10 protein-coding genes and 1 tRNA gene are annotated in these 12,387 nt (G+C 62.8%); 2 read left to right on the forward strand and 9 right to left on the reverse strand.

Annotated elements, in window-relative coordinates; genetic code table 11:
* The 5 genes from OXI69_04205 to OXI69_04225 all read right to left on the reverse strand — a co-directional run.
* On the reverse strand, nt 1-1,481 hold a 1,481-nt coding region (locus OXI69_04205; GenBank protein MDE2665333.1), incomplete at its 3' end, for a sodium/solute symporter.
* Nucleotides 1,482-1,836: 355 nt separating this feature from the next.
* Complete coding sequence (locus tag OXI69_04210; protein ID MDE2665334.1) at nt 1,837-2,625, reverse strand: aldolase/citrate lyase family protein; 789 nt, start codon at nt 2,623-2,625, stop codon at nt 1,837-1,839.
* 70 nt (nt 2,626-2,695) lie between these two features.
* The gene (locus OXI69_04215) at nt 2,696-3,511 is read right to left on the reverse strand and encodes a phytanoyl-CoA dioxygenase family protein (protein MDE2665335.1); all 816 of its coding nucleotides are present in this window, start codon (nt 3,509-3,511) and stop codon (nt 2,696-2,698) included.
* Between the two features lie 256 nt (nt 3,512-3,767).
* Nucleotides 3,768-5,072, reverse strand: a complete 1,305-nt coding sequence (locus OXI69_04220; GenBank protein MDE2665336.1) for an Nramp family divalent metal transporter — start codon at nt 5,070-5,072, stop codon at nt 3,768-3,770.
* 110 nt (nt 5,073-5,182) lie between these two features.
* Nucleotides 5,183-6,451 (reverse strand): sialidase family protein, encoded by a 1,269-nt coding sequence (locus tag OXI69_04225; protein ID MDE2665337.1) that lies wholly within the window; start codon nt 6,449-6,451, stop codon nt 5,183-5,185.
* A 258-nt stretch (nt 6,452-6,709) separates the two neighbouring features.
* Between OXI69_04225 and OXI69_04230 the strand changes: the two genes are divergently transcribed.
* The gene (locus tag OXI69_04230; protein MDE2665338.1) at nt 6,710-7,315 is read left to right on the forward strand and encodes a hypothetical protein; all 606 of its coding nucleotides are present in this window, start codon (nt 6,710-6,712) and stop codon (nt 7,313-7,315) included.
* Between the two features lie 122 nt (nt 7,316-7,437).
* Here OXI69_04230 and OXI69_04235 read toward each other — a convergent pair whose 3' ends face one another.
* The 4 genes from OXI69_04235 to OXI69_04250 all read right to left on the reverse strand — a co-directional run bounded on the left by OXI69_04235 (nt 7,438) and on the right by OXI69_04250 (nt 11,743).
* On the reverse strand, nt 7,438-10,053 hold the full coding sequence (locus OXI69_04235) for a TonB-dependent receptor (GenBank protein MDE2665339.1): 2,616 nt from the start codon (nt 10,051-10,053) through the stop codon (nt 7,438-7,440).
* 541 nt (nt 10,054-10,594) lie between these two features.
* Entirely contained in the window at nt 10,595-11,107 is a 513-nt protein-coding gene (locus OXI69_04240) for a DUF1640 domain-containing protein (GenBank protein ID MDE2665340.1), read from the reverse strand.
* Between the two features lie 172 nt (nt 11,108-11,279).
* A tRNA-Met gene (locus OXI69_04245) sits at nt 11,280-11,356 on the reverse strand.
* 30 nt (nt 11,357-11,386) lie between these two features.
* Nucleotides 11,387-11,743 carry a septum formation initiator family protein gene (locus OXI69_04250; GenBank protein ID MDE2665341.1) on the reverse strand — a complete coding sequence of 119 codons (357 nt, stop codon included), beginning with the start codon at nt 11,741-11,743 and terminating at the stop codon, nt 11,387-11,389.
* 256 nt (nt 11,744-11,999) lie between these two features.
* On the opposite strand from OXI69_04250, the gene OXI69_04255 reads away from it, so the two are divergent.
* Complete coding sequence (locus tag OXI69_04255) at nt 12,000-12,326, forward strand: divalent-cation tolerance protein CutA (protein ID MDE2665342.1); 327 nt, start codon at nt 12,000-12,002, stop codon at nt 12,324-12,326.
* The last annotated feature ends 61 nt before the right edge of the window (nt 12,327-12,387 follow it).

Raw genomic sequence — 12,387 nt, forward strand, 5'->3', positions numbered from 1 at the left:
ACCACCGCGTAGAACAGCGTCACCAGGCAGGAGGAGGGAATAATCCACATGAAGGAGGGCGGCCGCTCCTCGGGAAAGACGCCGAAGGTGTGCCCCCAGCCGACCACCAGGCCGAAGAGCATGCCCGCGCAGGTGGCCTGAACGGCTATGGGGCCGGTACAGCGCTTCACCCAGATGGCCGCCAGGAACAACCCTCCCAGTCCGCCCACCGGGAAGCTGCTCACCCGTTGGGCAAGCTCCAGCAGATTGCCCCGGATGCCTTCCGGAATCAGAAACAGCACCAGGCACATCAAGATCGAGGACAGCCCCACGGCCACCGTGAGCAGGCGGGCCAGCAGGAGCTGAGTCCCCGCTGCCAGCGGCGTGGAACGCCAGCGTTCCACGTAGTCCACGCTGATGACGGTGGCCACCGAATTCATCCCCGAATCCAGGCTGGACATGGCGGCGCTGAACAGGGCCGCCACCACCAGCCCCGCCAGGCCGCGCGGAAGCTGCGAACGAATGAAATAGGGAAAGGCCTGGTCGGCATCGGCCGGGGGCTGGCCCTGGTAATAGGCGTAGAGAGCCATGCCCACAGCCACCAGAGCCAGCGTCACCAGCAAGCCCGAAATCAGGTCGCAGGCGCTGGACCACCGGGCCGATCGTGCCGAAGCGGTGGACATCAGCCGCTGCACGGCTACCTGGTCGCCGGCGTAGGTGCAGACGTACCAGAAGAAGCCCAGCAGGCCCATCCCCACCAGCGTGACCCGTTCAAAGGGATCGAAGCTGAAAATGGGCTGGCCGGGCCGATCGGCTGCCGCGATGGACTCCAACCAGGCGCCGGGGCCGGTTCCCGTTTCGGCAGCCACGTAGGCAACGGTGAAGAGGGCGCCGCCGAAGAGAATGAAGAACTGGGCCACGTCCGTCCAGATCACGGCGCGCATCCCGCCCAGAGTGGTATAGACCACCGCGATCAGCCCGATGCCCGCCAGGATGAGCAGCCGATCCAGCTGGGTGATCTGGGCCAGCGCCATGGTCGAAGAGAAGAGCACCAGCCCCATCCAGCTCAGCCGAACCACCAGAAAGACGGCCGAGGCGAACATGCGGGTACCGACGTCGAACCGCTGCTCCAGGTACTCGTAGATGCTGGTGACCCGCAGGCGCAGAAAAACCGGGATCAGCCCGTAGGCAATCACCAGGTAGATGAAGGGATAGAAGACGAGACCGCCCATGGCGCCGATGATCCCGTACTTGATGACTTCGCCCGGCGTGGCCAGGTAGCTCACGGTGGAGGTCAGGGTGGCCATCAGGCTCAGCCCTACGGCGAACCAGGGCATGCGCCGCCCCCCCAGAAAGTACTCTTCCGCGGAGTGCTGCCGGCGGGAGAAGACGATCGCCATCCACACGGTAGCCGTGAAATAGGCCCCGATCATGGAGTAGTCCAGCCATTCGAGCCGGTGGAAGGCGGCAGTCTCGACTGCGGTGGGAACCTCAAGCGGCATGGCGGTTTTCTCAGGGAAAGGTAGCGGCCGGATCCCGCCCGGCGGATGTCATGGGGGCAGCGGCACGGCGGATCGAGCTACAGGTTAGCCACGCCCCCAGTCCACAGAGCGGCACGAATCCTACAAAGTGAAACAACGGAAGTGCATGACCCAACGGGAGCAGGAGCTATGTCCCGCTAATTCGGTTTGCTGCATTATTGAACATCGATGCACAGGATAGACAGGATTAACAGGACAAGACGTTACGCTGCGGGACGTGGACGGGCTCCACGATCAAGCGGGGGTTTACGGGAGACCTCAAGTTCCTTCGCGGCCCTTAGTGGATCACTCCTTTTCGCCTTCATCTGCCGGAGGTTCAGGAGCTTGAGGAGGGATGGATCTCTCGAATCCGCCTGGCGACCTCGGAGGCGTGCCGGTAGAGGGTGATCCAGTCGCCGTCCACCGCGATCCAGGAGAGCCCCAGGGCCAGCCAGCGCCGGATGCCCTGCGGGTCGAAGCCGGTGGAATGGCCGACGGGGATCCCCTTCCGGATGGCTGCCCGGTAGATCTTTTCGCAGGCGGCAGTCACGTCCGGATGTCCGGCCTGGCCGCCCAGTCCCATGCTGGCGCTCAGGTCGCCCGGTCCGGCCACGATGCTGTCCACGCCCGGAAGCTCCAGGATGGCGTCGATCTGATCCACCGCCCGGATGTGCTCGATCTGGAGCACCAGCATCATGTTCCGGTCGATCTCGGCCAGGTACTGCGGCGGCGCCACCGCCCCGAACCGCACCCCCCGCGCCGGACCGAAGCCGCGCGAGCCCCGAGGCGGGTAGTGAAAGCCGGCCACGGCCCGTTCCGCATCCTGGAGGCTTTCGATGCGGGGAACGATGACGGCGGCGGGATGCAGTTCCAGGTAGGGCTTCATCACCACCGGATCGTTGGAGGGGACCCTCACAAAAGCCGCGGCGCCCGCGCCTCGCGCCGCCCGGATGTGGTCCAGCGCCTGGGAGTAGCTGAGGGCCGAGTGTTCGCAATCGATCCACACGAAATCGTAGCCCGCCTCCCCGAACAGCTCGCTCACGGCCGCGTCGGTCAGGGCGACCGCCGTGCCCAGGGAGAGCTCTCCCCGCTTCCACTGGTCTCTGATCTTCTCGATCTGGTTCATGGCTTAACGGCCTCCTGGTCGGGTAATAGGATCATGGCCGTTGCCGGTTTGCGGTCCCCGGCGTGGCCCTTCAAATCAGGGCTTCCAGCCTCTGGCTCAGGCTCAGCAACTGCTTCCCCCGTTCCGACAGCTCCTCGAAGTCCCGATGGGTCATCCCGATGGGATGGTTGCGGGGATCATACCAGGAAAGCCGGTAGCCGATGTCCAGCTCCATCCGCACGTGGTCGGAGCGGTTGGGCGTCCCGCGGTGGATCACCCGCGCATCGCAGATGTAGGCCGAGCCGCGCTTCAGATTCAGGCGCATCCTGGACGGATAACGCCCCGACTCGATCAAGCGGTTGAGGTTGTGGGCGCCGCCGGAACCCGGCACGTGGCTCAACTCGGGCACGCCGCAGTGATGGGTGCTGGGCAGAAGCTCGAAGCTGCCGTTCTGGTTGTTGGTATCCACCAGGGCGACCTTCAGTGACAGGGAGGGAAAGGCCGGCAACACCACGTTGGCCGCAAACAGCTCCCCGTCCCGGTGCCAGTTCATGACGCCGCAACCCGGGCAGGGATGGTAGGAGATGTAGTCGCTGATCAGGAAATCTCTGCTCCCCCACAGCCGTTCAAGCAGTTGCAGGACGGTGGCGTTCTCATAGAGGGCGGGATCGGAAAAGGGCATCCTCCAGGGGGTTTCGATCTTGTAGCGCAGCGGTTCGGTGACTCGGCCGCGGCCCGTGTCCAGATCCCCGCTCAGGACCCTGGAATTGAGGGCCCGCACCTTCGCCAGCATAGGCAGCAGCTCCGCGTGAAGCGCCTCGGCCTTGGCTGTGGGAATGAAATCCTCAAAGACCACGTAGCCGTTGATCAGGAATTCCTGAACCAGTTGATCGATCGAAATCCGCATGATGCCCTGTCTGAATTACCCCTGTTTCACTCTGCATCCGCCGACCCGTCATGTCGGACGGGGGCGCACTTAAGTGACAAGTGGATAGTGACCAGTGGATAGGTATCGGATCGACACGCAAAGCACCGTGTCAGCCTCGGCGCCGTCCTTCAAATAAGCACAGTCCGTTCCCAAAACCCTCGGCCGACCACTCTTCACCCTTCAAACTTCAAACTTCAGCAGTCTACCTGCTTGGCGCCGCTGGGGACAACTTCGCCTAATCCAGCATCTCCGCTGCCGACTTGATCGACTCCACCGCTCCCCACAGCGCCAGAACGAACAGAAATCCCATGAGAAGATTCTCCCACCAGCGGTTGCGGTAGCGCGGGCCGATCAGGCGGGGACTGGCCGTGATCCACCAGAGGCCCCCGGCCAGGGCCGGAATGAGCACCACCATCAGGGTGTTGACCAGCAGCGTCAGCCTGACGAAGTCGGCTCGCTCGGTGAAGACCCAGACCAGCGGCGAGACCAGGGTCCAGACCGCCACCAAGCGGTAGACGGGATGCAGGCGGTGGTCGGTGGGGGTTGCTTCCGGGGTCCGCCAGCGCCGGTAGGCGTGGCTTGCCAGACAGCCCAGGCCCAGGCCGCAGCCGAGCAGCGAGGTGTAGACGGCGCCGAACAGACCCAGGAAGAACAGCAGCCGACCCCCGTTGCCGAGCACGATTCCCAGCAGCCCGGTCAGGTCGTCCAGGGTCCCGATGCGGCTGCCGCTGGCGTGCACCAGTTCGGCCCCCAGGGTCCAGACCGCCAGGTTGAAAAGGATCATGGCGCCCATGGCCAGCATGAAGTCGTAGGTCTGCACCCGACGGTAGGCCGGACCGCGCCAACCCTTCTGTTCCAGAAAATAGGGATAGACCAGGTTCATCAGCGAGCCCCCTACGGCCCCCACCATGGCCATGGCCACCACCATGGCGCCGAAGGGACCCTCCGTGGCCGGAAGCTGGAGCGTTAGGACACCCTTCAGGATGCCTGCCAGGTTGGGTCCGACCCATATGGCGGTGCCGAGGAGCGAGACCGTCATCAGGACCATGAACCCTTTGAACACCCATTCCACACGGGCGTACACCGGCCGGAAAATAATGGCCAGCCCGACCACGACCCAGACCAACGCCCACTGCCACTCGCGTCCCAGGCCGGTCAGCTCCACCATGATCTCCCCGACACCGGCCACCATGTAGGTCCCATTGATGTGAGCGACGACCACGGCCACCACCAGCAGAAAGGGGGCGTACCAGCGGTGGAGACGGACCAGGCCGTCCAGCACCCCTTCTCCGTGGGGATTGCAGAGCTGATACTTGGCGATGGTGGTGACGAAGAAGAACCGCATCAGGAGGGCAAACACCATGGCCCACATGAGCGCGTAGCCGTAGTTGCCTCCGGAAATGCCGGCCGAGAGGATGTCTCCGGAACCCAGCCAGGTCAGAATGACCACGAATCCCGGACCGAAGGACTTTACATATTCCGCGAAGGTGCGAGGAATCGGAGCCGGCGGTGTGCCCTTATCGAGCCTGGACGTGGCCATGGTGGGAACCGTTCTTCCTCCCTGCGAACCTCATCCCCTTGCTGGATTGAAACTGCAGGCCGGCTTGGACACGTCGCTCCGCTCGAAACGGGCGGGCTGCCAGCCGTTGCCTACGGGCGCCGGGACCCGCTTTCCAACTCGGCCAGGTCGAACCGGTAGAAGGTGATCTCGCCGTACCTGTCGGCCGCACCCTTCGCTGTTTCCACCACCATGCCGATGGTGCCGTCGGCCAATCGTTGCATGACCGAATAGGCGGCGAATCCGTTGTTGAGTTGAACCGGATTGGTGAAGGTCTTTCCTTCGTCGTAGCTGGTCCAGACCGTGATGTTGTTGCGGTTGAGGCCGTTTTCCCCGCGCGGTCCGGAAAAAAGGATGCGATCGCGGTCGTGACCTGCGCGTTTGGCGGAATAGCGGACCAGAGAGCCGTCTACTTCCGTGATGGGTATGGTGTCCGGATTGTCGGGCCCCCAGGTGACACCGCCATCGGTGCTGATATGGCGCCGGCGGAACTTGCCGCTTTCTGGCCGAGCGTCCAGCAGCACTCTGCCGTCGATCAACTCGACGACTTCATCCTCGTTGGCATCAGGCCCCGGTGTGACGTTGCCGACCTGCCAGCTCTTACCGTGGTCGTCGGAATAATAGACGAACGGCTCAACGGTAACCGGTCCGTCTGGTGATCTTGATCCGCCGCGCTTGGCTGGAATAATCAGCCGGCCGTTGCGCGATCTTTTTTGGTCCTGCCATTGAAGTTGAATGCCGCTGCCCGGACCGGGTTCGGCTTGACGCCAATAGAGGCCGTCACTGGTCTCGTGCGGTTCGTCCGGATAGACCACTTGCTTGCGGTCCGACCAGGTCTGGCCGTTATCGGTGCTCGAACGGAACCACACGATGTGGTTGCCGTCCTTGGAGTCCGGGCTTTGCCCGTAGGCCATATTACGGGGCGCAATGTCCGGCATTTGTCCATAGAACAGGAACACCGTCCCGGTCTTGGCATCGAGCACCGGCGTCGGGTCGGCGAAATCGAGCAGGTCCCCGCCTGGGCGGAAACCGGATTCGATGACAACCATCGGTTGCCAGGTTCGACCGTTATCGGTGCTCCGGCGCATCACCAAGTCGATGGGGGCGTTCTCATCGCGACGCGGGTCGCTGCCGTCTCCGCGGCGTCCTTCCGCGAACACCAAAACCGACCCATCCTGCGTAACAATCATGCCGGGAATGCGGAACGTGTGGTAATCCTCCTGCTGCGTGACGTAGTCCCCCTTGGGAGAAACGAACGGTACCGACACCGTAATGATCTCTGCCACCGCCGGCAATGAGACCAAGATCGCCAGCATTACAAAAATGACGATACTGCGGACGTATTCTCTCAATAGCGCCATGTCTGCCTCCCTGGTGTGTGCTCCCACCGCCTGCACCCGCGAAGAACCCTGTCCCGCAGATTACCTCCGTCTTGGAGTTGGGGAACAGGACCGGGAACAGTTTACTAGGTTGGGCTGCACCCGCCTGGAAAATTGAGGAAACTTGGCGGCTTTGGCCCCATTGTCCCTTGAGATCGGGTGACCTTAAAAAGGCCGGTTGACCCGGGCAACGGAAGGGAGCACGCTTGGGGTCACCACCCAAACAATAGGAGAAGGCAAATGAACAGAAACAAAGGATCGCGGCAAGAACGGTCGAGACCCTTGATGCTGCTGGTCGGCTTCCTTTTGTGCGTAGGCACCGTAACGGCAAGCGGAGATCCGGACCGTATCGACTACGAGCTTCTGGCCACCAACCGCACCTCCACCATGGAGAAGGAAATGAACCAGGCTGCGGCACGGGGCTTCCGGCTGGCAGCAGTCATGGGGGGAGATACCTCATTCGGGGGTTCCGAAGTCGTGGTCATCATGCAGAAGGGACGGGAAAGCGCTTCCGGAAGCTATCAATACAAGCTGTTGGCCACCAACCGCACCTCCACCATGGAGAAGGAAATGAACCAGGCTGCCGGGGAGGGGTTTGAGCATGCCGGGCAGACCGTCTTTGAAACTACCTTTGGCGGCAAGGAGACGGTGGTGATCATGGAGCGCGACGGAGCCGGCGAGGCCAGGTACGAGTACAAGCTGCTCGCGACAAAGAGGACTTCCACCTTGCAGAAGGAGTTGACTCTGGAGGGCGAGAACGGTTTCAAGCTGGCAGGAATGACGGTGTCCAGGACGACTTTCGGCGGAGAGGAGCTTGTGTCCATCCTGCAGCGCCCGGCCAGGTAGGAGGTGGCCCGGAAGGACATGTCCCGTTCATGGCTACCACCGACCCTGAAAGCTCAGCCTGATTGCCAGCCCGCCACTCTCGATATCAGGCAGGGGGTCAGTTGCGATCGATGGCCGGAAACCTACCAAAGGGTGTAACGGATGCGCAGGCCAACACGCCGCGGGGCAAGGACGTTGGAGAAGTAGCGCCGTGACCGGAATCCCTCTTTGGTTCGGCCGATGAGGCCGGGGGTCTGGCGCACGCCGGTGACGGCGTACTCGTCGAGCAGGTTATCGGCATAGAAAGTGAGGGTCCAGTCGTTCCTCGAGAGCGACGCCGAAAGGTTGTGGAGATCGTAGGCCGGCAGCCTCTCGCCGCCGGCGCGCAAGCCGATCCGGGTGAGCACGTCACCCACGTAGGTGTAGCCGTACAGCAACTGAAGCACGGTCTTGTCTCCGAGCAGCCTGGTGTAGCTGGCCAGCAGGCTGCCCTGATGTCGCGGCGCCCCCGACAGGCGGTCGCCCTTGAAGGCGTCGGCGCCACCGTCCAGCAAGCCAAGCGAGTCCTTGCTCAACTCGGCATGGGTGTAGGACCACGATCCGCGCAGGCGCACACCGCTCGTCACACCGGCCGCCCCCGCGAACTCGATGCCGCGGCTCACGGCTCCGCCACCGTTCAGCGTGATCGGCTGGGAGCTGAAGGGTGTCAGCCCCGCTACCTGAATGTCTTTCCAGTCCACGTGGAACAGCGTGCCGCTGGCGCTGAACCGCCCGTCGCGCCAGGAGCGGCGCATGCCGGCCTCGTAGTTGGTGGTGGTATCGGGCCGGATCAGCGCCTGTTCCTCATAGATGCACCCCGACTGCGGGGGGTCGTTGTCGGGATCCGCGTCGGTGAGAAGGGCAATCTCTTCGTCGGTACAAACCCGGAAGTTGTTGCCGCCGCCGATGCGGTACCCTTCCGAGCGGGTGAAATAGGCATTCGACTGCTCGTTGAAACGATAGCTGAGGCTCGCCTTGAACAACATGCCGCGGTCGTTGGACTCATAGTCGGTGAACGGCGAGTTGTAAATGGGCGTGTAAGGGAACTCGGTAAGACTGCCGGTCTCGACGCGGTAACCGAACCAGCGCCCGCCGGCCGTCAGGCGCCACCGTTTGCCCAGGTCCCGAGATATCTCCCCGAAAAGCGCCCTTTCTCCCACGGTGCTGTTCCCGAGCGAGTAGTACTCGACCGCCTCGGACGCTGGATTTCCGCCCAGGATCGGCGTTACCCCCGAGAATTCCGTCAGTCCCGGCGTAAACTCGAAGCTGGTCCCGCTGCTGTCGTAGTTGTTGAAGAATAGGCCACCGACCCACCCCCACGGCCCCTCGCTGGTCGAGACCAGCCGCGTCTCCCAATTGAAGCGCTCCTCCCGCTCATCCTCGCGGGTATAGGCGGCAAAGGATCGAAACTGCGATGTCAGGTCGGTGACCGAGATTCCCGGGTCAATCTCCCGGGCTTCGGTCAGCGCCGGGAACTCGCCCGGCAGCAACCCCGCGATGCCGAACGCCTGGACCAGCAGGTCCGTCTGGTCACGTTGCCCCTGCTCGGCGAAGCGCGAATAGCCGACCGCGGTGGTCAATTCCGCGCCACCCGGCGCCCAGGTCAGCTCCAGGCTCCACAGTTGATTCCTGCGGTCGTTCGGTTCCAGAAAGCGGTGCGCGGAGACATAGCGGCCGGTGTCGAACGACCGGGAGTGATTGATCTGGCGCGCGCCGACCTGCTGATCCTGCAGATGGTAGGCCACCAGGGCCGACAGGCTAGGGGATGCCTCCCACAGCAGGGAGAGCCGGGCCGAGATCGTCTCCTCCGTGTTGGCATCCGCTTCACGTCTCAGGCTCTCGGCCACTGCCTCCGAGTCGTTCAGGTCCGGCTCCGGTTCGGAGATGCCCGGCCTGCGCAGCAGGTAGTCGTAGTCGATGAAGCCCGGATCGGCATAGCGGTCGATGGAGCCGCGCAGAGCCAGCTTGCGGGAAACCAACGGCAGGTTGAAGGTGAGGCCGGCATCCGAGCCCGGGGCGCCGCCGTGGGCCAGCGCGAACAGGTCGCCTCGCACCTCGAAAGTACGCTGCTCCGTGTCCGGCCGGCGCGGCAGGTAACGCACGGCTCCCGCCAGGGTGCCGGCGCCGTAAAGCGTTCCCTGGGGACCCAGCAACACCTCCACCCGCTCGATGTCGTTGAGCCGAAGATCGACCGCCAGGGGAATGTCCCCAAGATAGGTGGCGACACCGTTGTTGTAATTGTTGCCGCTGAACTCCGACCCGTTCAACGAGTCGGTGTTGAGGCCTCGGGCGATGACCACGTTGCTGCCGCGCGCTCCCTGGTCCACCACCGTCAGTCCGGGTGTCCAGCGCGCCAGCTCCGTCAGGTTCCCGATGGATCGCCGCTCGATATCTTCGCCGGTCACGGCCGAAACGCTCATGGGCACCTGCTGGGTCGGCTCCTCGAAGCGGGTGGCCGTCACGACCACCGCTTCCTCGAATGCGGCCAGACGCAGGGTTATGGCCGGCAGTTCCACCGGATTGGTCCCGACGGCGACGCCCTCCACCCTCGCCGCACCGAAGCCGATCCGGGAGACGGTCACCGTATAGGTGCCCGGAACCAGGCCCGTGTATACGAACCGGCCACCCGGGTCAGCTTGCACCTCGCGCGGTGTGTCCGGACCGCCGCTCAGAGTGACCTTGACGCCGGGCAACACCGCGCCGGTCTCATCGACGACCATGCCCGAAATCCGACCCGACTGGGCTGCGGATCCATCAAAAGCACAGACAAGCAGCAGGAGCGTCAAAGCACACCTGATTACCGTGTCCGTCATGTCCGCTGTCATGGCGATGGGAGGTATGAGGATACCGGCAGTTGGATAAGATGAGGGCGCAGACCCATCCCCATTGGAAGCCGTTACCTGACCGGGTCGTATCAGATTAGCCGCCCCCCTTCCGCGACGACGGGACGGATCTTACAGGGCGAAACAGGGATGCTTGAGACGAGTGAAGAGTGGAGAGTGAAGAGCTACTCGGTCGACACGCCAAGCATCGTGTCGCTCTCGGCACAGTCCTTCAAATAAGACTGGGATCGATCCGTCCAGTGTCTTGTGGATCTCGGCACGGTCATTGAGAATAATGCAACCGGCTCATCAGGCGCTTGCCTATCCCAGCACCTTCCGCTGACCACTCTTCACTTTTCACCTGGGTGCGCCGCCGTCCCATACCACCGGGCGGCTCATGAGGGGCGAAAAAGGGGCGTTCCAGACAAGCAGGAGAGGACTAATCCAGGAATCGGATAGCGGCAAACAGCAATCCACCGATGGCCAGATGGATGCCGACGATTCCGGCTCCCTGAATCCACAAGGCCCTGAAGACCTCGGCCTTGAGGTCGGCAATGTCGGCCTTGGTGGAGGCCCGCAGTCCGGCCATGTCGGCCGTGGTGGAAGCCCGCAGATTATCGATTTCGACCCTGACGGCGGCGAATTCGGCCGTGGTCGAAGTCCGAAGTTTGTCAACGTCCGCCCTGGTGGAGACCTGCAGTCTGTCGATATCGGTCCTGACGGCAGCGAATTCGGCCCTGGTGGAGACCTGCAGTTTGTCGATATCGGTCCTGACAGCGGCGAATTCGGCCGTGGTGGAGGCCTGCAATTTTCCGAAGTCGGACTTGGTGGCAACCATTTCCTGGAAGGCTCCGGCCATGGATCGGACGATGGCTCCGGCTTGGGCTTCGTTGAAGCCGGCGGCCTTGAGATCCTGGCTGACTTTCAGAGTGTCGAAACCAGTCGTGGCCATTGAATGCCCTTTTGTGAGGATACTAGCACAGTAGCGGATTTAGACCGGTCAGCATGACTGACCGTGCAAACTCTGTGCTGTAATTTCGTGAGCCGGTCTGGGCGGGGAGTTCGCGCCAGAAGGGGAGACGCCAGGGAGAAAAGCGGTCGTTGAGGCGCCTAGGAGGGAGTATTGGTTGCGGGGGCGGGATTTGAACCCGCGACCTTTGGGTTATGAGCCCAACGAGCTACCAGACTGCTCCACCCCGCCCCGAAATCTTATTTTCCGGGGGGTTGGGAGTCAAGGAGTTTGTTGGGGAGGCGGGTCCCCGGGCAGGGCCACCGGGTCGGTTCCGCTGGCCGCGGCGCCGGGGGAATCCCGGGGGTCAGGCTTGGTGACGATCTTGATTTCGCCTTCTCGAACCAAACCCAACTCTTCACGAGCGATTTTCTCGATGGTGGCGGGGTCGGTTTTCAGGGACTCGATCTCTCCCATCACCTGCCGATTTCCCGATTCGAGGGCTTCCTTTTCGCGAGTCAAGGACTGGTTTTCCTCTTCCAGGCGTTGCATTTCCAAGTGGCCGGTCGGACCGAAAATGGCCTGCACCGCCAAGCCCAGCAACAGCAGCCCCATAATGACCGCCAGTATGGATCTCAACCGGGAGGATTTTTTCCTGGATGCTTTCCTGGAAACCAAGATTGTCCCTCTTGCTCCCGACCGGAAGCAGGCAGTCATTCCCCTCCGACCGGTTGCGTTGCGATGAAGCTGCCATCGCTCGCTGTAATTGGCCGGCAAAGCAGGAAGCTAGTCTAGCCCAAAACGGATATAATGAACATCCCCTTGGCCGGTTTCCGTTAGCCGGGTCGGCACTGCTTCCCGGTCTCGACGGAGTCCCCGGGGCGAGGAGACAGCCATGACAGACAAGGTGGTGGTGCTGGTCAACTGCTCCAGCCTGGAGGAGGCCGGGAAGATCGGAAGGCAACTGGTGGCCAAGCGGTTGGCGGCCTGCGTCAACCTGGTTCCCGGGGTTCGTTCCTGGTACTGGTGGGAAGACAAGGTGGTCGAGGACAACGAAGTCATGGTCATGATCAAAACCTCTCGCGAGCGGTTGACCGACCTTGAGAAAGAGGTGGTCCGTCTCCACTCCTATGCGGTTCCGGAAGTGATTGCTCTGCAAGTGGTGGACGGCTCCCAGAATTACCTGAACTGGATCGAATTCTCCCTCAGCGGGAAGCCATGACGGCAGTGTTCCACCGCTTCGCCCGACGCGCGAAGAAGTGGGTCCAGTCTTCAGGGATGTC

This window comes from Acidobacteriota bacterium (genome assembly GCA_028875575.1).
GTDB lineage: Bacteria > Acidobacteriota > Terriglobia > Versatilivoradales > Versatilivoraceae > Versatilivorator.